The following is a 20,475-nucleotide window of genomic DNA, read 5'->3' as shown; positions in this document are numbered from 1 at the left end:
AAAACCGCCTTCGGGCGGTTTTTTTATTTCCGTATATTTGTACTTCAAATAATAATAATGAATATTAAAGATATCATAGAACAGAAACTGGCAGAGGTAATCCTTAACGTCTATCAGTTGAAAGATATACAGATCGAAATTCAGGAAAATAAGACGGAATATGAAGGCGATTTTACCATCGTTACATTTCCGTTGGTGAAGCAATTGAAGAAAAATCCTGAAAGCATCGGGGTTGAGTTGGGACAGGCTTTAACCGAACAAACTGACTTGCTTGAAAGTTTCAACGTAATAAAAGGTTTTTTAAATGTAAAGGTTAAAAATCAATTTTTTGTTGATCAGTTTAAAACGGTTTCCGACCAGTTTTCAAACATCGAAAAGAGAAACGAAACCGTAATGGTGGAATATTCTTCTCCCAATACTAATAAGCCACTTCATTTAGGGCATGTGAGAAATAATTTATTAGGTTTCTCCGTGGCTCAGATTTTAATGGAAGCTGGTTACGATGTTATTAAAAGTCAGATTATCAATGACAGAGGAATTCATATCTGTAAGTCTATGTTGGCTTGGGAGAAATTTGGTAAAGGAGAAACCCCGGAAACCGATCATGTAAAAGGTGATAAGTTTGTAGGAAATTACTACGTTAAATTTGATCAGGAATACAAAAAAGAAGTTTCCGAATTAGTTGAACAAGGTGTTTCCGAAGAGCAGGCTAAAAAAGATGCTCCGTTAATGAAAGAAGCTCAGCAAATGCTTTTGGATTGGGAAAATGGCGACGAAAAAGTAAGAAATCTATGGAACGAAATGAACTCCTGGGTTTACAAAGGTTTCGCAGAAACGTATAAAAGGTTGGGAGTAGATTTCGATCAGGTTCAATACGAAAGCAATACCTATATTTTAGGAAAAGATCTTATTCAGGAAGGCTTGGAAAAAGGTGTTCTATATCAGAAAGAAGATGGTTCGGTTTGGTGTGATTTGACGGATGAAGGTTTGGATCAGAAACTTTTGCTTCGTTCAGACGGAACTTCTGTGTATATGACTCAGGATTTGGGAACAGCAGTGGAGCGTTTTAAAGAAAATAATCTTCAGAAATTAATTTATACCGTAGGAAACGAACAGGATTACCATTTTCAAGTTTTGTTTAAAGTCTTAAAGAAATTAGGCTATGAATGGGCAGATCAGTTGTATCACTTATCATATGGAATGGTTGAACTTCCGAATGGGAAAATGAAGTCGCGTGAAGGAACTGTAGTTGACGCAGATGAGTTGATGCAGGACATGTTTGATATAGCTAAATCTAAATCTGAAGAGTTAGGGAAACTTGAAAATTTCACCGAAGTTGAAAAAAATATCAATTATGAGAGTGTTGGAATCGGTGCTTTAAAGTATTTCATGTTGAAGGTTGATCCAAAGAAAAAAATGCTGTTCAATCCTGAGGAAAGTATAGATTTTAACGGAAATACAGGGCCGTTTATTCAGTACACCTATGCCCGTATTCAATCTTTGTTAGCAAAAGCGAGTTTTGTGGTAAAAGAGACTGATGCTATTGAGTTAAGCCAGTCTGAAAAAGAATTAATTATGCAGCTCTCCAATTATAAAGCAGTTGTTGCAAGAGCGGCAGAAAGCCTAAGTCCAGCTTTGGTAGCTAATTATTTATATGATCTGGTAAAATCTTACAACTCATTTTATCAGAATAATCCAATTTTGATTCAGGAGGATGAAAATATCAAGCAGTATCGATTAAATCTTTCAGATCTTACTGCCAAAACAATACAAAAATCATTGAGATTACTGGGAATAGAAACCGTAAACAGGATGTAAAACAAAATCCTCTTAGAAATTTCTAAGAGGATTTTTTATGTTTAAACCTGCGGTCTTTCATTTTTGAGCAGACTTTCTTTATACAGTTTTGCACTGCTCCATTTTGCGTGTTTTGAAGGGACAATTCTGTATCCTTTCCTAATAGTATACACTTTTGTAAATTCAGCTCCGAAGAAAACAAGCATACAAGAGTAGTTAATCCACATCATAATCAAAATCACCGTTCCTGCAGTTCCGAAAGCTGAAGTAGGTTTGAATTGTCCGAAATACAGGCTCAATAAAAATTTACCTAAAGTAAATAGTCCAGCAGTCAGTAAAGCGCCTTTCCAAACCGATTTCCAACTGATTTCTACATCGGGAAGTACTTTAAACATTAAGGCAAAAAGCACGACAACAATTCCGAAACCGATCGCGAAATTGACGAGTTCTACTAAAACATAGGTTTCTAGTCCAAAATAATTGGTAATAAAATTATTGAAAAGACTGATCAATGAAGATAAAACCATCGTAATCATCAGTAGAAATCCTAAAATAAGAATCATTCCTAAAGAATTGGCTCTGTCTAAAAGAAATTTAACTAAGGCTTTTTTTGGAGCAGCTTCTACATCCCAAAGGTTGTTTAAAGATTTTTGCAACTGGAAAAATAGAGTAGTCGAACCATACACCAGCGATCCAATTCCTATAATTTTCATGAAAATATTTTCTTTATCAATCAACGCTCCAGCAATCATGTCCTGGATACTTTTTGCAACATCCTGGCCCATCAGTCCACTAATTTGACTGCTGATTTGTCCGCGAATGGCTTCCTCACCGAAGAAATAACCGGCTATCCAAATAATAATAATTAATAAACCGGGTATTGAGAAAATAGCGTAATAGGCCAAACTCGCAGAATCATTGGAAGCTGATGAGTTATTCCATTCTGTAAAGGTTTCTTTGAAGGTTTCCCAGAAAATTTTTAATTCTTTTAGCATAAATTGGAATATTAATAAGTGTGATTGGTAGATGATAATTATCCTTAAAAGAATAAAAGATATTTTTTGTATTAACGCAAAGACTATTCCTTAAAGGGATTTTTTATAAAATTTATTCAATAAATTTATTTGGAATCGTATGAAACAGAAAACGGGCTAAAGCCCGTTCCCATTGATTATAATTTTCAGTATGTATTGATTGAAATATGATAAAAGTAAAGCCAATCGCCATCAGAAACCTAGAACGGATATCCAATCGCAATATTTAAAATTAAATTATCTCTCCTCCAGCTTCCTTCACCAAATTTCACTCTGTCTAAAACCCATCGGTCGCCTTTTTCGTAATAAGGAACTCTCAATGGCATTGCCAGGTCGAGTCTTAAAATTAATATTGAAAAGTCTAATCTCAATCCGACCCCTGCTCCAACTGCAACCTCACTTAAAAATTCTTTTGAGAATTTCCCGCCAGGTCTTATGTTTTCTCCTGCTTCATTGAATTCATCGTTGATTAACCAGATATTTCCGGCATCCACAAATGCTGCAACATTTAAAAATTTATATAAATTGGCTCTGTATTCTGCATTCATCTCCAATTTTATGTCACCTGCCTGATCAAAAACTGCTCTGGTATTATTGGCATCTCTTGGATCGAAACTTCCAGGGCCTAAAGTTCTTGCTCTGAAAGCTCTGATGCTGTTACTTCCGCCCACAAAAAACTGTCTTGAAAAAGGGATGTATTTCGAATTTCCGTAAGGAAGGGCAACTCCGGCAATAAGTCTTGTTGCCAGTGATGTTTTCTCAGTAAATTTATGGTAAAAACGGACATCGTTTTCAATTTTTGCGTACTGGCTGAAAGGAACTCCAAAAATATTTTTCTGTTTTCCTTCTTTCTCGTTTGCTCCCGTAATAAGACCTGTAATATTCCCAGCCAGATCAAGCATTCCTTTGTAATAGAATGTGTTTTTTTGCGGAAGCATCGTGGTAGAATAGGTGTAGGAGTATGTTGGTCCGAAAATAAGTTGTTGATCGGTAATTCTTTGAAGATACGGATTGTTCTCTTTAAGTGCCAAAAATTTCGGTGTTTCATTTGCAGGGTCGATGTATGAAATATCAATCACATTAAGTTCGTGCTCTTTTCTTACATTTTCTTTCCACTGATATCCAAACGTTGCATTGAATGTGTTCAAAGTGTATAAAGTCGTTCGGTTTTGAAACTCATATCCCAGTTTAATATTGGTTCTCGGAACGAAGGCACTCGAAGAATTAAATCTAAATGGCGCCACGATTCTCGGAATCGAAAGCTGTGCATTGGCTCCCGCTCTGAAAATGTTTTCAGCCTCCGCAGGACCACCAATCTGTACATCAAATGCACCATAAACAGATGCTTTGAACTGTTCTGCTCCACGGAAAAAGTTTCTCTGAGTCCAGTTTAAATTCAGTTCGCTACCTGCGTAATTAGCAGAGTTGGTTCTTCCCAAAGCTTCAAGGCGTAATGAATGAAGTTCTCTCGGTGTTAAAACATAATAGGCATCAAACTTATGATTTAAGGAATCTGAAACCACAAATTCATTTTTTACAAATTTAAAAACACCCAAACTGATCAGTCGGTTAAGCGATAAATTGTGATCTTTTCGGTTGTAAATATCTCCCTTGTCAAAATACAGGGCACGGTCAAACATTCTCGGCTTGAACTTCTTTTTAGGATCTACGACATAAATATCATTGTACTCGTAGCCTTTCAAAGAATCGGGATTCATTGGAATATTATACAGTCCTTTTTTTGCGTCACGGAGATTATAATTTGGGAAAACCACCACTTTATCAATGGTAAACTGCTCGGTCGCGAGTTTCGGAGTGTTGTCTTTTAACTTGACAATCATCTCCACTTGATGATTTTTGCTGACGGTACTGTCTGCCTGGACGATAATATTGTCTGGATTGAAGTAATAAAAACCTTTGTCTTTCAAGCTATCATCAATTCTCTGTCTTTCAGCTTTTATAACATCCAGATCGAAGGGATTTCCGGCTTTCAGTAATGTTTTTTCTTTTAAAATCTGAATTTCGCTATTGATCAGACTTGAATCTGTCGGGAATTTTACATTGCTGATTAAATATCTTCCACCGGGATTCAACGTATAAATAACCTGTGCTTTCTTATTTTTTGAAACAGTATCGTACTTCGCTTTAGCATTAAAATAGCCCTTGTTCTCGGAATAATTAACGATAATGTCTTTATTAAATTCACGGTCAACGTCGCCAAGCAAAACGGGTTCTTCCCCGAATTTATATTTCAGCCAGTATCTTAAACCTTTTTCCTTTTTGGGTTCTTTGGTGGCATTGTAAGCGTAAAGTTTTGGTCTTAAACCTAAAAACGAGGAGTTAGGTTTCGGAGTAAGATTTTCTTTTAAAGCGGATTCCAGCTCAGATTTTTCCTTCTTGGTCAGCGAATCACTTTCTACTTTTACTTTTGCTCCTGTGTAGAGAAGCTGACCGTCTTTTAGAAATTTGGTGTTGCTGCAGGAAACTATTGTCGCAGTCATTCCTGAAACCAAAAAATATTTACAGTATATATTGAGTTTGTTTTTCATTTGTAGATACTATTTGAATTCTACGACCTCTTTGTTTTTATTTCTTTTATTCTGATTCTGAACGCCTTCCCGGTTACGGTTATTTCTCGATTTTCTGAAAATATCTCTGAATTTATCATAATCTAACGTAATCACAAAACCAAGTCCGGTTTCCACGATCTGTCCCTGAAGGGCAACCTGATATTCGTTTTTGCGGTAAGCTCGCAGCGTATATCTTCCGTCTCTTGAAAGGGCGTAATCTATCTGTACATCTCCGGCAATATTGGTCGTATTTTCATCCGGTCTCGCTTCACCTTCAACACCAAAATTACTTCCTACAGAAACTTTCAGTCGGTCGTTCAGTAATTTTTTGCTTAAACCAACGTTCAGGTCAGTTCTTGTATTTTGTGTTCCGGTAGAGTAATCTTCCGTTGATTCCAAATCAAAATTCAGGTCAACACCTTTGATCAAATCTCCGGCTAAATTATTCAGTTGCTGAGAAAGAATTTTGCTCACACTCTGTCTCGCCATCGTCTCCGCAGAAACCCCTGAGTTGCTCTCGAAAGGATTTTCGCCGATAAATCTGTTCAATAAAAGTAATGCAAAAACCTGCTTGTTCATCTCATTCGGATCCTGTCTCAACTGAGCCAATTTTCCATCGATCGTTTGGGTTACTTCAGAAGAAACGGCATTATTCTTTTCATCTGTCGTAATATCAAATGAAATTTCAGGTTTCATTAGTTCCCCTTTCAAAATCAGCAAGGTATTGAATGGAATCCTCTGTTTATATTGGTTCAGATTTGCCTGATCTACCTGTTGTTCCACCAAATCGATCGGTGCCGTCTGCGTTTTGTAAATTGCTGTAATATCGAGATTGGCCGTCGTTGGTTCGCCGGTCCATGTAATCGTACTCCCTTTTTGGATGTCAAATTTCCTTTTCAAGACGCTTACCGACATTTCATAACTTCCTTTTTCAACCTGATAAACGCCCACCAAAGTAACCTTTCCTGATGGATCAATACCACCCGTCAGATCAGCTTCACCCTGAAGTTTAACAAAATCTCCGGCCGCCTTGTCAATCACAATCGACATTTTTGCTTCTTTACTCAGCTCAATATTAACGTTAACATCCAAACCTTTTATCGGGCTTTCAGCTTTTACAGAATCTGCAGTAATAGTTTTATTTAAAGCAATCTGATCCTGATCTATAAATTCTACGATTCCGTCTCTTTCCTGTAAAGATGGGCTTGATTGTGGAAGTACAAATGTGAAATCTGTTGTTTCTGAAACCGCCAGTCTTCCGTCAACTTTTGGTAAGTCTAAATTTCCTCTCACTTTCAGAGCTGCATCAATCGCTAAAATTCCATACATCATCGCATCGTTGGATTTCTCTGAATTCACCACTTTGAAATCTTTCGCATCCAAATCAAGATTGAAAGCAAAATCTCTGTACGTCTGTGTAAGAACCTGTCCGTCGATATTTAAAGAATTTCCATCTTTATCTTTGATTTTAAAGTCGTCAAACTCAATGCCCTGGTTGGTAAATCCAATTTTATCGTTGATTCCTCTGAAATCACTTCCTGTCTGAGCAATCATCAATCCAACATTATTCATTTTCACATCGCCCAAAATCTTCGGTGCAGTCGTGGTTCCGGTAATTTTTAAATCTCCCGAAAGATAACCTTCAGTATTTGTAATCGCGTTTGCCGTAAAACCCTGTAATGTTTTCATCTGAAGCTGATTCATATTTAAATTCAAATCAAAACTGCTGGAAGAAGTATTGTAATTACCTAAGATTTTCACATCATTATTGTTTCCAGAAAGCGCAATATCAGCATTCAAAAGGTTTGCAGACTGGTTATTGACTTTAATATCTAAATTTCCGACCGGACTTCCGAATACAAACATATCTGTCACATCAATGTCTGAGGTGAAGGTCATATTTTTGGTTAAATCTCTCAGCTGAGCGGTTCCGTTAATGGTTCCTTTGGCTAAAAGTGAATCTTTTTTAATGATTTCCGTGATTGTTTCGATTTTAAAATCTTTTAAAGAAACATTCAGCGGACTGCTTGGAGAACTGCTTTCAGACTGTAATGAAATTTCTGCTCCCGAATTGGATAGGGTGAAATTATCCGCAACAATTCCCTGACTGAAAATGGAAATTTTATTGTTTTCAGCAACTGTCCAATCCATATAATTCAGTTTTAAACCGTTTGGATTTAAGGAAATTTCAGTGATGTCGTTCATCGATTTCGCATTTCCGGCAATCAGGAACTGCGTTTCATCTTTATCATCTTTCGTCGTGATGTTATAATTGATCACATTTTCAGCAACATCACCGTTGATATTGACTTTTTTCAGAGCAAAACTTTCGCTGGCCAATGACGCCACACTCAAATCATATTGTAATGCCTGATTTTCGTTGGTGATTTTTAAGCTTGTATTTTCTAAAGTATTGGTTCCATATAAAACCTGCGGAATCTGCGCATCCAAAAGGATTTGCTGAGAATCGGCACTGTAATTTCCGTTGATGTTGATGGTCTCAAAACTTTTCAGTTCGGGAACAAATTTTCTGATCAGATCATCATTTTTAATTTTAGCATTAAAAGTGAAAAACTGTCCGGCATCAACTTTCTGTGCGGTAGACGGTTTTTGAAACTGATAATACTGATTGATGGTCTGCGTTAATGCTCCAAAGATCTGCGTCAGTTTGTATTTTCCGTTCAGTTCAATATCAGCAATCTGAGAATTGAATTTTATTTGCGTAGAATCTACCGTAGAAACTGCCAGTAAATTCACTTCCTGAATTGGATAAACTTCCTTCGTATCAGAGATAGCGAAATCTTTTAAATTTAAGTATCCATTCAGATCATCCGGATCCAAAGTTTTAAAATCACCATCGATCGCTCCTGCAATAATCATTGGTGAGCTGTAGAATCCGAGTTTGTTTAAATCTAATTTGTTGATATTTCCATTCACCTTCACCGACGGATTATCGTTGAAAACTCCCGAAGCCGCAAGATGTAAATTGGCATTTGGATCTTTTGAGTTCAGATCAATATCATAAACGCCACGGTTAATTTTTCCTTTCAGATTCATATTCTGATAGGTGTAACCGTTGTAGGTCGCCGATCTCACATCGCCTGATAAAACCGCAGACATCGTTTTCGGATCAAAACCTTGTCCTTTCGCATTGATTTGCGCAGTGATGCTTTCCAAATCTTTATTCTGAATCAGTTTCCCAATCTGCAGACCTTGTAGATTGGCTTTTACATCAAAAGTTTCTCTGTTTTTTCTGCGTAAATCGGCTTTGGCAATTATTGCTGCGTTTCCTAAAGTGGAAGTCAGACGTAAGTTGGTATTCACCAATTGAGTAGTCCCTTTTGCCGTCCCACGAATTGTGAAGAAAGATGGTAAAGTGATATTATTTGGAATCGTATTTTTCGGAACTAAATTATAGATTGTTTTTGATGAAGAAGATAATTCCGCAACGTTGAGATCATAGTACAGCTGAGCCGGATTCATCGCATTTTTAATTTTCCCGGAAACCAAAATTTTCAGCTGATCCAAACCTGAAACTTTCAGATTCTGAATCGCAAGATCGTTTACTGTTCCTCTGATAAATGCATTGATATTTAAAGTTGCATTTGGATATTTGTTGAATGGCGCTGTATTTCTTAAAGTTGGAACCAAATTTAAAATATCAGAAAAACCAATTTTGGAATCACGGATATCGGCTGAAATTTGCACTGCTCCCAAATTAGAAGATAACTGCTCAATTGAGTTATAATTTAAAACAACTTCATCTCTTAAAATCGTTTTCGGAGTCTGGAAGTAAAGGTTTTTCAGGTACGCCTGTTTTTCACCATAAACAAAATCTGTGTTGAATTTCTGTACATTTAAGCCTCGTGCTTCCTGAATTTCCGCTGATTTAACAGAGCCTGCAAAACCGTTGTTTTCCATTTTGAAATTACGGACATCTAGATTTAATTTGGCAAAATTAAGATGATTAAAATCCATTCCTGATCGGGTAGGAGCGACAGCAGTATTGTTGTACGCTACTTTCACATCATCCAAAAGTAGTTTTCCTAAAATCACTTTCATCGCTTTTTCCTTTGCGGAAACTTTAGAAACTTCAGGTTGAGCATCCTTTTTTTGATTGGCATTTTCTGTTGGCAGAAATAAATTAGCGTTGATGTTTGCCTGTCTCAGATACACATTTCCAACATTGTAATCATTATTTTCAAGGTCGATGCTGTTTACTTTCGTGCTTAATTCTTTAAACAAAACCTTTGCAAAGGTCTTGGAATTATCATCGCCGTAATCGATGTTGAAATTGGTTAGTTTGATTCCGTTCAAACCCAGTTTCATCGGCTTTTTCTGATTCAGAGAATCTACTTTTTCTTCAACATTTTTGGCCACCTCTTCTACCAGATCCTGTTTCAGTTTTAGTTTTAAACCATCAAGATTGATGTCGTTAACGGCATAATTGTTATTCTGAAGATCAAAAGTTTTTACTCTTGTATCAAATGAATTAAAGTAAACCTTGATATCGTTTCGGGACTGCTGATCATTAAACGTAATCCCAATATCTTTTAATTTAATTTTATCTAATGAAATAATGAATGGCTTCGAAGGCTTTTGTTCCTGTTCTTTATCAGAAGTTGCAAACGCATCAATAATATAATCAAAATTGAATTTTCCTTTAGGATCTCTCACGACATTGGCACGCACGCCTTCTAGGTCTACAGAAGTAATATCCGCTTTAGAGCTCATCAGTTGCCACATATCTAAACCAGCATCAAACTTTCGGACTGCTAAAAGAGTGTCTATATTCTGACCTTTTAGATAAAGATTTTCCATCACCAAACTGTTTGGAAAACCTATATAGACTCTGTCGAGACTTACTTTCGTTTTGATTTTTTTTTCTAAATAAACGATAAGTTTACCTTTTACATAATTTTGCACTGCGGGAAGCCGTAAACTTAGCACCAGAAGGATAAGCAATACGAATATAGAGATGATTGTAATAACAATACCTCTGATGATTTTTCTTTTGTTGAATTTCAGTTTCAAAATTTTCTGATTTATACCAATTGACAATATTTTGGGTGGCAAAATGGTGATTTTTACCGCTGTTTAATTTTTTAGGTATCGTTTTATATTTTGAAAATCTGAAGCTTAATGAGTGTTAGCATGGTGAATTCGTTTGTGATAGCTTATTAACAATAGCTTTGTTTGATTTTTACGAGCAATATGTTTGCCAACCGTTCCTTTTTGTGTGAATTTTTGTTAAATGTGGTAGGTAGTCACAACAAAAACCTGCTCTATAAGAACAGGTTTTATGTGAAGTATGCCCCTATTGAATTTAAATATTAGAGAATATTTAAAAGTGAATAGGTTTCAGATGTTAGTGAATGGACAATAGGAACATACGTCTGATGGAGTTTACTTCATAGATTGATATATTTAATGAGTTATTCTTTCCAATTTGCGACCTCACCTTGTGGAGCGGCACCACCGGAAGCTTCCGTAATTGGTTCTTTTTCTTGGTTGATGTGATAAATATAAGCTGCTACTTTCTCTGCATCCCTACCTGTAATCGTACCTTCTTTGATGAATGGACGCATGGTTGGATTATTGGGTGAGCCGTTCTCAAGCATCCAGAAAACATTTTTGAAAAGGCTTTTTTCTTTGATATTGATCCAATGCTTATCGGTAAGATTGGGGCCAATTCCTCCTTTCCCCGAATCTGAATGACATGACACACAATTAGTTTTAAAGATCTGTTCACCTTCTGCAATATTATCTGCACTATATTGAGCGGTTTCAAGATTGATGGGTGGTGCCGTTTTTTCATATTCTACAATTGATGCGAGCATGGTTTTGGTTTCTTTGTCATACTCCGCATCAGGATGGGCATAATCTGTAAAAGTGAAGGCAATCATGTAAACAGCACAGAAAATAATTCCGAAGTAAAAAAGACCAATCCACCATTTGGGTAAAGAATTGTCGAGTTCAGTAATTCCGTCGAAACCGTGATCAATCAGAATATCTTTTTCTTCAGATTGAGATTGCTTTTTAAAAGCCGAATTCCAAAGCTTCTGAAAATAGGGTGTTGATTGATTGTTTAAAAATTCTTTTTTCTCTTCATCAGAGAGTCTGTTAAAGTTTTCGTTTTCCACCAAATCTCCTATGGAATTCATGATGAAAAGCAGGATGATCACAATTAAAAGCAGTGCCCAGAAAAATGGAGAAGTAATGTAACCAGAATCTGATGCGAACATTTCGAATGCCATAAAGGTCAATCCTAATGTTACTGCGATGTAGATGGATATGGGGGTTCTCGTTTTCATTTTAATAAAAATTTTTACGATTCATTATTGTACACTTGCCGTTTTGATATCGGTTGTTTTAATGTCGGTTCCCAGCCTCTGTAGGTATGCAATCATGGCTATAATTTCTCTTTGCTCAAGCGGAATGAATGCATTTTTTTTCGACGCTTTTTCTTTTTCCATTTGATCTTTTACATCAGTTGCTTCAGAATAAATTCTTTTGACAATTGCTGCAGATTGATTGTTGGCCCATTGATCCGCAGAATCAATTTCCGCTTTGGTGTAGGGAATGTCAAAAGTATTTTTCATTAACTTGATCTTGTCTACCATTTGTGAGCGATCCAATTTATTGGTAATAAGCCATGGAAAACGCGGCATGATAGAGCCTGCTGATGTAATCCTTGGATTGTACATGTGTTTGAAGTGCCATGAATCGGGATTTCTGTTGCCTTCCCGCTGTAAATCGGGACCGGTTCTTTTTGAACCCCAAAGGAATGGTCTGTCATAAACGAACTCTCCGGCTTTAGAATACTGTCCGTTTTTGCCATCAAATCTCATTACTTCATCTCTGAAAGGTCTGATCATTTGAGAATGACAAGAGTTGCAACCTTCGCGGATGTAAAGGTCTCTTCCTTCAAGTTCCAAAGGCGAATATGGCTTGACAGCAGATATTTGAGGTAGATTACTTTTCACGGTGAGTGTAGGAATGATTTCTACCAACCCACCAATGGCAATGGCAACAAATGCTAAGATAGATAATAGGTGAGGAGTTCTTTCAAGCCAAAGGTGTACGCCTTCGCCTTCTTTTCTTGCACTTCCAACATTGGCCAGAGCTGGTGCTTCAGCAGGAGTATCTTTTTGAAATGATCCGGCTTTAATGGTTTTAAAAACATTCACGACCATTAAAACAGCTCCGCCCAGATAAAATAATCCGCCTAAGAATCTTAATTTAAAGTAGGGAATAATGGCAGTGACAGTATCGAGCCAGTTTTTCCATAGTAAAGTTCCGTCCGGATTAAACTGTTTCCACATTAAACCTTGTGTAAATCCTGCAATGTACATAGGAACGGCGTAGAAAATAATTCCTAAAGTTCCGAGCCAAAAATGCCAGTTGGCGAGTTTTTTAGACCAAAGCTCAGTTCTCCACATGATCGGTACCAAGTAGTAAACGACTCCGAATGCCATGAAACCATTCCATCCTAATGCTCCTAAATGTACGTGACCGATAACCCAATCTGTGTAGTGACCGATTTTATTTAAAGATTTAGTTGCTAAAAGCGGTCCTTCGAAAGTGGCCATTCCGTAACAGGTAATTGCTACTACGAAAAATTTAAGAATAGGATTTTCTCTTACTTTATCCCAGGCACCTCTTAAAGTTAAAAGTCCATTGAGCATTCCGCCCCAAGATGGTGCAATCAGCATAATAGAGAAACCGGTTCCTACCGCTTGTGCCCAAGCTGGTAAAGCTGTGTATTGTAAATGGTGCGGTCCTGCCCAAAGATAAACGAAAATCAGAGACCAGAAATGGATGATGGATAATTTATAGGAAAAGACAGGTCTGTTCGCTGCTTTTGGCATGAAATAATACATTAATCCTAAAACCGGCGTAGTTAATACAAATGCAACTGCATTGTGGCCGTACCACCATTGTACCAATGCGTCTTTTACTCCAGCGTAGGCAGAATACGATTTCCAGCCTGTAAAAGATAAAGGAACTTCAAGATTGTTGAAAATATGAAGCATGGCAACTGCAATCCAGGTGGCAATGTAAAACCAGATGGCAACATATAAATGGCGTACTCTTCTTTTGGCAATCGTTCCAAACATATTGATTCCGAAAATCACCCAAGAGAAAGTGATTAAAATATCAATCGGCCATTCGTGTTCTGCATATTCTTTCGAACTGTTGATCCCCATTAAGAATGTAATGACTACTGCAATAATCATGATTTGCCAAGACCAAAAATGGATCCATGAAAGTGTATCGCTATACATTCTGGTTTTCAGAAGTCTCTGCATGCTGTAGTAAGCTCCGCAAAAGAACGAATTGCAGACAAATGCAAAAATAACGGCACTTGTATGAAGCATTCTGATTCTTCCAAACCCCAAAGCGCCTTGCGAATTGATTAATCCCTGAATGTTTCCACTTCGTAAACTCTGAATAGTCGTGTCATCTGTTCCGAATAAAAATTCGGGTAATTCCGGATAAAACAGCATCAGAGCTGCGGTTAATCCTAAGATAAAACCAATAATTCCGAATGCCACGGTTGCATAAAGGAATGCCCTGACAATATTGTTGTCATAGTGAAATTTCTGCGTCTCCATAATTCCAGTTGTTGTACAGAATGATTCTATTTCGAAGAATACCTCTTCAGTAAAGGATTTTCTGAGGTCGAAATGAATATCATGTTAATTGTCTAATGTTTTGTCAAAGGTATTGAGTAACTTTGGTAGAGACTATTAGCTCAGCTTCTAAAATATACTGAAAACTACTAAAGTAAAAGAAATGAAACCTTGCGGGCAAAGCATTAGAAAAATAAGAAGAGATCGAGATTTTACTCAGGAATATATGGCTTTTGAGATGGGTATTTCTCAAAAAGCATATTCTGATATTGAAAATTCTAAAGTGAAAATCAATCTGGAAATCCTGACAAAAATTTCTGATATACTAGGAATTAAGCCGTCAGATGTTTGCAGCATTTCAGAAAAATGTTCGGGTGATGAGTATAAAGAGAAATTCACTGATTTGCTAGAGTATATCAAGAAAAATAATATTCCAGTGCCAGAACAGTTTAAATAAGCCCGAAAATAAAGGCATAAAAAAACCACCCTTTTTCAAGGATGGTTTGTAGACCCACAGGGATTCGAACCCCAACTGATGGTACCAAAAACCAGAGTGCTACCGTTACACCATGGGTCTCTTTATTTTAGTGGTGCAAATGTATCTATTTTTTCTTTACTAACAAAAAAATATTGAAGAAATTTGCAATTTTTATCAAACCTAATAGAAAACAAAAACCATCCTTGAAAAGGATGGTTTGTAGACCCACAGGGATTCGAACCCCAACTGATGGTACCAAAAACCAGAGTGCTACCGTTACACCATGGGTCTGTTTGTTTTAGTGATGCAAATTTAAAGCTTTTTTCTTTATTTGCAAATCATTTTTTAATTTTTCTTTAATTTTACAGTAGAATTCAATCGAAGGAAATATGCTGCTCAACTTCAATAATCTCGAAATTAATAATTTACATCCACAAACAGAATCTGAAAAAAAAGTATTTTTTTTTCTTAAAGAGTGGCTTTCAGATTCTCTTACAGTAAAAGTGCAGACTTCAGGTTCTACAGGAACCCCGAAAATATTTGAAATCGAGAAAAAGAAAATGCTGAATTCCGCAAAAATGACTTGCAATTTTTTAGGTTTAAATGAAAATAATGACGCTCTGATATGTCTACCCGTTGAATATATCTCAGGAAAAATGATGGTAGTTCGCGCTTTTGAAAGAAAATTGAATCTTATTACTGCCGAACCGTCACTAAAACCTTTAGAAAATTTAAACACTGAAATTGACTTTTGTGCAATGACGCCTTTGCAGGTTGAAAACTCATTAGATAAAATTCATTTCATCAAAAACTTAATTATTGGTGGCGCTGCAGTTTCGGAATCTTTAAAAACGAAAATTATGCAGACATTTCAACACTCCACGCTTCCAATGAAAATCTACGAGACCTATGGAATGTCTGAAACGCTTTCTCATATTGCACTTAAAGAGATTTACCCAATTCAGGATAATTACTTTACGATTTTTGAGGGTGTTTCTATTTCTTCAGACGAAAGAGGTTGCCTCAAAATCTTTGCCCCTAATTTGAATAATGAACAATTACAGACCAATGATCTAGTTGAAATTAAAAGCAATAATCTGTTTAGATTTTTGGGAAGAATAGATAACGTTATCAATTCGGCTGGGGCAAAAATATTTCCTGAACAGCTGGAGGCTTTGGTAAAGAAAGAAATTCCCAATGAAGCTGTTTTTATGGGAGTAAAAGATGAAAGTTTGGGACAGAAATTGATTGCAGTAATTGAGGGTGAAAAATCGAACGATTTAATTAAAAGAATAGATGAAATTCAGTTTGAAAAAAGTTTTCACAAGCCAAAAGAAATTATCTTTGTTGATGACATTCCACGAACCCCAAACGGAAAAGTGAATAGAACTGAGCTTAGAAAAAGATTCCATGAAAAATAAATTGAAGATCCCAATCATGTTAATTCTTTTTGTTTTAATGGTTTTTCAGCTACAAAAATGGGGAGAGCAGGAGTATAAAAAAGATTCTCTGGAACTGAAAAATGATTTTGTATTAAAAGGAATTGTAGACTCTTTTCAGATTTCCAACAATCATTGTTTTGCCGTAATTTACCTTAGCCATTTTGAGTCAAATTTTAATTATTTTAATCCAAAAAAAAATAAAAAGTATTTTCCTTACGCTATAAGTAACAAAGGTGCTGAAGTCTATACTGCGGTGTGTGCAGGACAAATTGATTCTGGTGATTCCATAATTATTGATTCAAATAAAAGAACTGTATTTTTTAGAACAAAAATATTAGGAAATCATGAAGGGGAGATCAATTTTGCACAAGGAGATATTGGATACATCAAAGACAAATCAAAATTGTTTCCAGAAAACTTTTTAAAAGAATGAAAGATTTTACCAAAGAACTGAATTTTAAAACTTCCCGCAGCAGTGGAGCAGGAGGTCAAAACGTAAATAAAGTGGAAACCGCTGTTACTGTTACGTGGAAAGTTTCAGATTCTGAATTTTTCAATGAAAGACAGAAAGATTTAATCTCGGAAAAACTGAAAAACAGAATCAATCTGGAAGGATTTTTATTTCTGACAGTTTCCGAAAGTCGAACGCAGCTTCAAAACAAGAAAATTGCGATTGACAAAATTTTAGAGTTGGTAGATAAGGCTTTAATTATTCCAAAATTCAGGGCAAAAACAAAACCGACGAGATCTTCAGTGGAGAAAAGAATTGAACAGAAAAAACAACATTCCAGTAAAAAAGAAAACAGACGTTTTAAATTTTAATTCTCTCCATTTAGAAAAATAGTATTTTGCGGAAAATTAATCATCATGTTTAAAAAACTTTTATTCTCGGGAGTACTCGTAATCCCTTTTTTATTTAATGCGCAGGAAAATACGTCAGTACCACAATCCAGAGTTGCAGTCATTCCGTCAGTAGGTTACGCATGGCGTTTGGCTAAAATTCCTACCGGAGTTGCAAATGAAACCAAAGATTATATCAGAGGTCTTAAAAGCGGAGTTGATGTGAGCTTAGGAAGCTACTATCTTCTTAAAGGGAATGGTGCAATAGGTCTTAAATACTCAGGTTATTTTGCGTCAAGCGATGGAAGAATTACAGTGCAGGATCAAAATGGTCAGATCGTTTCAGGCTCAGTAACTACAAAAGACAATATCAGTTTTTTTGGACCCTCTTATATGTTTTCTAATTTTAAGGAAGATACAAAACATAAATTGTACTATGATATCTCTTTAGGTGTCATTACTTATGTGACTAAAACAGGAAATGTAACAGGAAAAGGATCTAATATTGGAGCAGATATTAATTTTGCTTATCAATATGCGGTCTCAAATAATATCTTCATCGGACCAAAGATTGGATTGACAGGCGGAACATTAAGCAAAATGAAATATAACGGGACAACAGTCAACTTTGGAGAAGATCAAAAAGAAGGTTTGACAAGACTTTCTTTGAGTGCATCTGCAACTTTCCATTTTTAAATTTTATCTTTGTAAAAAAATAAATAATGAGCAAACCGATTACTGAGTTCATAGAAAAATATTACCTGCACTTCAATGCAGCGGCTTTGGTAGACGCATCTCAAGGATACGTTGCGCACCTGAAAGAAGGCGGAAAAATGATGATTACTTTGGCTGGAGCAATGTCTACCGCTGAATTAGGAAAGATTTTGGCTGAAATGATCCGTCAGGATAAAGTTGATTTTATCTCTTGTACAGGAGCAAACCTTGAAGAAGATTTGATGAATTTAGTGGCGCATTCTCACTACGAAAGAGTTCCTCATTACAGAGATTTGACTGCTCAGGATGAGTGGGATCTTTTGGAAAGAGGCTTAAACAGAGTGACAGATACTTGTATTCCTGAGGAAGAAGCTTTCCGAAGATTACAGAAGCATATTGTAGAAATTTGGAAAGATGCTGAAGCTAAAGGTGAAAGATACTTCCCGCACGAATTCATGTACAAAATGATTCTTTCGGGAGTATTGGAACAGTATTACGAAATCCCGAGAGAAAATTCTTGGATGATTGCCGCAGCTGAGAAAAACTTGCCGATTGTTGTTCCGGGATGGGAAGATTCTACCATGGGTAATATTTTCGCTTCTTACTGTATCAAAAGTGAATTGACAGCTACAACGATGAAATCCGGTATCGAATACATGACGTATTTGGCAGATTGGTATACGAAAAATTCGGCAGGAAAAGGCGTTGGTTTCTTCCAGATTGGTGGAGGTATCGCAGGAGATTTCCCGATTTGTGTGGTTCCTATGTTATATCAGGATATGGAAATGCATGACATTCCATTCTGGTCATATTTCTGTCAGATTTCAGATTCAACGACTTCTTACGGTTCTTATTCCGGAGCAGTTCCGAACGAGAAAATTACTTGGGGAAAACTGGACATCACTACACCGAAATTTATCGTTGAAAGTGATGCAACCATCTGTGCACCGTTGATGTTCTCTTATATTTTAGAAAATTAATAGAGTAAAAAGATGTAAGTCTCAAACTTGAAATTATAGAAACCGTTCCCAATTTTGGAGCGGTTTTTTTTTTACCACGAATGTGCAACACTATGTTGTCTATTAGATTCATATTTTAGTAGGGCGTGTCCCTCTCCTGGGCAAACCCAAAGCTCGGGTCGGTTTTCGACCGCGCCCTCCATATCCCTCACGCAAACTTGTCAATCCAAAGAATTGGTCAACACAAAATAGCGATAGGCCAAAATTCCTTTCTGTACTTTAGTGAGCTTTGACGGATCTTTATCACTTAATTTCGGTAGCACGGCTTTATTGATTTTATTGAGCAATCTGAAAATGGACTTTTTCATAACTTCTAGATTTATATAAGGTTATTCAAAAATTATGCAGTTTTGGATAATGCTGGCAGCTATGTGTTGGATGCTGGAAGTATATGATGGGGTTAGATAAAAAAAATGTCCTCAATGAATGAAGACAATTTTTTGTACTGCTTAAAGCCAAAAGCCATAGGCCAGTTAAGAATTTCCGTACATATTAGATTCTCCACCATCGATGGCGATAACCTGCCCAGAAACATAACCGTTTTCATCACTTAAAAGATAAGCGACCAAATTTCCAACATCTTTAGGGTCACCTAATCTTCTGGTAGGATTTCTTGATGCATATTCTTTTTCAGCCGCTTTTGGATCAGCAGGATTCACCTGATTGAATGCTTCAGCAACCATTGGTGTTAAAATCGCACCCGGAGCAATGGCGTTGGTCAGAATATTATCTTTTCCATATTCCAAAGCTGCATTTTTGGTCATTCCCGCTACAGCATGCTTAGTTGCAACATAAGCGGTTTGGTTAAGAACTCCTCTAATTCCGCCTACAGATGCTACATTGACGATTCTTCCCCCGCCGTTTTTCTTTAATTCAGGAATTACATATTTCATTCCGTAAAAAACTCCTAAAAGATTGATGTCAATTACTTTTTTGAAAACTTCGATATCATAATCAATCAGTGGAGCCTGTTTGCCTTCAATTCCTGCATTGTTGTATAGTCCGTCGACCTTGCCGAACTCTTTCACCGTTTGGTCGACGTAGTTTTTTACATTTTCTTCTACTGAAACATCCGCTGTAACCGTTAAGAATTTACTTTCCGGATATTTTGAATGTAGATCTGCTTTTGCTTTCTCTAAAGCTTCTCCATTGAAATCTACTAATGTAAGATCAGCACCTTTTGCTGCTAAGGCATCTGCAGCGGCCAATCCTAATCCCATTGCAGCACCGGTTACGATCACTGCTTTTCCTTTAAAATTTGACATATTGTTTGTTATTGTATTCAATGCTTCAATTTACAACAATGATGCCTTTGTAGTGTTGATGTATGATAATATTTTGTTAAACTTAAAGACTCATCTTAATTTCTTACATTTGAAAAGATATTCAAATTGGCATTATGAACGAAATTTTCAAGCAGCAAGTCTGGGAAATTACCAAACTGGTTCCGAAAGGAAGAGTAACGAGTTACGGAGCGATTGCCAAAGCAGTTGGTTTCCCTAATCACTCCCGCCACGTTGGAAAAGCAATGGGTGGTTGTCCGAAAGATGTACCGGCGCATCGTGTTATTTCTAGCTCAGGAACTTTATCAGTCCCTGAATTTCAGGAAAAGCTTGAGGTGGAAGGAGTGGAAGTTGAAAATTTCAGAATAAAAAATTTTAAAAAACTATTTTGGAATCCTTTGGAAGAATTGTGAAAAAGGAAGTCTGGGGTATTAAGAACTTACTAGAAATATTCAGTACAAAAAAAGTAACGGTCTGGTAGGGAAAAATAACCATTCATTATGTATGTTTTCAGCAACATGCTCTAACCATTAATGGCACCCAAATTTATATGTTCGAATCATCTTTGCGCTCTCACATTGCAATGTATTTGACGAGAAATAATAAAGATATCGTTTGCAGATATTGTGAGCTCAATTTATAGCTGTTGCAGAAATGCTAGC

15 protein-coding genes and 2 tRNA genes are annotated in these 20,475 nt (G+C 36.5%); 8 read left to right on the top strand and 9 right to left on the bottom strand.

Features of this window, described 5'->3' with window-relative positions:
- The first annotated feature begins 57 nt into the window (after nucleotides 1-57).
- Nucleotides 58-1,818, top strand: a complete 1,761-nt coding sequence (gene argS / locus AR685_RS13525) for an arginine--tRNA ligase (RefSeq protein WP_059124897.1) — start codon at nucleotides 58-60, stop codon at nucleotides 1,816-1,818.
- A gap of 41 nt (nucleotides 1,819-1,859) precedes the next feature.
- Here the strand turns inward: argS and AR685_RS13520 are convergent, their stop codons facing one another.
- The 5 genes from AR685_RS13520 to ccoN form a co-directional block, all read right to left on the bottom strand.
- The gene (locus AR685_RS13520; RefSeq protein WP_059124896.1) at nucleotides 1,860-2,792 is read right to left on the bottom strand and encodes a YihY/virulence factor BrkB family protein; all 933 of its coding nucleotides are present in this window, start codon (nucleotides 2,790-2,792) and stop codon (nucleotides 1,860-1,862) included.
- A gap of 239 nt (nucleotides 2,793-3,031) precedes the next feature.
- Entirely contained in the window at nucleotides 3,032-5,380 is a 2,349-nt protein-coding gene (locus tag AR685_RS13515) for a BamA/TamA family outer membrane protein (protein ID WP_059124895.1), read from the bottom strand.
- 9 nt (nucleotides 5,381-5,389) lie between these two features.
- Nucleotides 5,390-10,435 carry a translocation/assembly module TamB domain-containing protein gene (locus AR685_RS13510; protein ID WP_082671943.1) on the bottom strand — a complete coding sequence of 1,682 codons (5,046 nt, stop codon included), beginning with the start codon at nucleotides 10,433-10,435 and terminating at the stop codon, nucleotides 5,390-5,392.
- Nucleotides 10,436-10,836: 401 nt separating this feature from the next.
- Nucleotides 10,837-11,715 carry a cbb3-type cytochrome c oxidase N-terminal domain-containing protein gene (locus tag AR685_RS13505; RefSeq protein WP_059124894.1) on the bottom strand — a complete coding sequence of 293 codons (879 nt, stop codon included), beginning with the start codon at nucleotides 11,713-11,715 and terminating at the stop codon, nucleotides 10,837-10,839.
- Between the two features lie 24 nt (nucleotides 11,716-11,739).
- Complete coding sequence (gene ccoN / locus AR685_RS13500; protein WP_059124893.1) at nucleotides 11,740-14,019, bottom strand: cytochrome-c oxidase, cbb3-type subunit I; 2,280 nt, start codon at nucleotides 14,017-14,019, stop codon at nucleotides 11,740-11,742.
- A gap of 181 nt (nucleotides 14,020-14,200) precedes the next feature.
- Between ccoN and AR685_RS13495 the strand changes: the two genes are divergently transcribed.
- Nucleotides 14,201-14,494 carry a helix-turn-helix domain-containing protein gene (locus tag AR685_RS13495; protein ID WP_047444746.1) on the top strand — a complete coding sequence of 98 codons (294 nt, stop codon included), beginning with the start codon at nucleotides 14,201-14,203 and terminating at the stop codon, nucleotides 14,492-14,494.
- Between the two features lie 49 nt (nucleotides 14,495-14,543).
- Here AR685_RS13495 and AR685_RS13490 read toward each other — a convergent pair.
- Together AR685_RS13490 and AR685_RS13485 are read right to left on the bottom strand one after the other, a co-directional pair.
- Nucleotides 14,544-14,614 (bottom strand) — tRNA-Gln (locus tag AR685_RS13490).
- A gap of 121 nt (nucleotides 14,615-14,735) precedes the next feature.
- A tRNA-Gln gene (locus AR685_RS13485) sits at nucleotides 14,736-14,806 on the bottom strand.
- 98 nt (nucleotides 14,807-14,904) lie between these two features.
- On the opposite strand from AR685_RS13485, the gene AR685_RS13480 reads away from it, so the two are divergent.
- From AR685_RS13480 to AR685_RS13460, 5 genes are read left to right on the top strand one after another with little or no spacing between them, the layout of a single operon-like run.
- Complete coding sequence (locus tag AR685_RS13480; RefSeq protein ID WP_059124892.1) at nucleotides 14,905-15,936, top strand: AMP-binding protein; 1,032 nt, start codon at nucleotides 14,905-14,907, stop codon at nucleotides 15,934-15,936.
- Nucleotides 15,926-16,390 carry a hypothetical protein gene (locus AR685_RS13475; RefSeq protein ID WP_059124891.1) on the top strand — a complete coding sequence of 155 codons (465 nt, stop codon included), beginning with the start codon at nucleotides 15,926-15,928 and terminating at the stop codon, nucleotides 16,388-16,390. The genes AR685_RS13480 and AR685_RS13475 overlap by 11 nt, the downstream gene beginning before the upstream one ends.
- Nucleotides 16,387-16,779, top strand: coding sequence for an alternative ribosome rescue aminoacyl-tRNA hydrolase ArfB (arfB, locus tag AR685_RS13470; protein ID WP_047444740.1), 393 nt, complete (start codon nucleotides 16,387-16,389; stop codon nucleotides 16,777-16,779). Before AR685_RS13475 ends, arfB begins: the two co-directional genes overlap by 4 nt.
- A gap of 45 nt (nucleotides 16,780-16,824) precedes the next feature.
- The gene (locus AR685_RS13465; RefSeq protein WP_059124890.1) at nucleotides 16,825-17,493 is read left to right on the top strand and encodes a hypothetical protein; all 669 of its coding nucleotides are present in this window, start codon (nucleotides 16,825-16,827) and stop codon (nucleotides 17,491-17,493) included.
- A gap of 26 nt (nucleotides 17,494-17,519) precedes the next feature.
- Nucleotides 17,520-18,491: a deoxyhypusine synthase family protein gene (locus AR685_RS13460; RefSeq protein WP_059124889.1), complete on the top strand. Its 972-nt coding sequence runs from the start codon at nucleotides 17,520-17,522 to the stop codon at nucleotides 18,489-18,491.
- 200 nt (nucleotides 18,492-18,691) lie between these two features.
- Here the strand turns inward: AR685_RS13460 and AR685_RS18165 are convergent, their stop codons facing one another.
- On the bottom strand, nucleotides 18,692-18,838 hold the full coding sequence (locus AR685_RS18165; RefSeq protein ID WP_165592820.1) for a hypothetical protein: 147 nt from the start codon (nucleotides 18,836-18,838) through the stop codon (nucleotides 18,692-18,694).
- 165 nt (nucleotides 18,839-19,003) lie between these two features.
- The gene (locus tag AR685_RS13455; protein WP_059124888.1) at nucleotides 19,004-19,795 is read right to left on the bottom strand and encodes a glucose 1-dehydrogenase; all 792 of its coding nucleotides are present in this window, start codon (nucleotides 19,793-19,795) and stop codon (nucleotides 19,004-19,006) included.
- 134 nt (nucleotides 19,796-19,929) lie between these two features.
- On the opposite strand from AR685_RS13455, the gene AR685_RS13450 reads away from it, so the two are divergent.
- Nucleotides 19,930-20,226, top strand: coding sequence for an MGMT family protein (locus AR685_RS13450; RefSeq protein WP_047444733.1), 297 nt, complete (start codon nucleotides 19,930-19,932; stop codon nucleotides 20,224-20,226).
- Nucleotides 20,227-20,475: the final 249 nt, after the last annotated feature.

The sequence above is a fragment of the Chryseobacterium sp. JAH genome (assembly GCF_001507335.1).
Lineage (GTDB): Bacteria > Bacteroidota > Bacteroidia > Flavobacteriales > Weeksellaceae > Chryseobacterium.
Note: the sequence above shows the minus strand (reverse complement) of the source record. Positions and strands in the feature narration are given on the sequence as shown.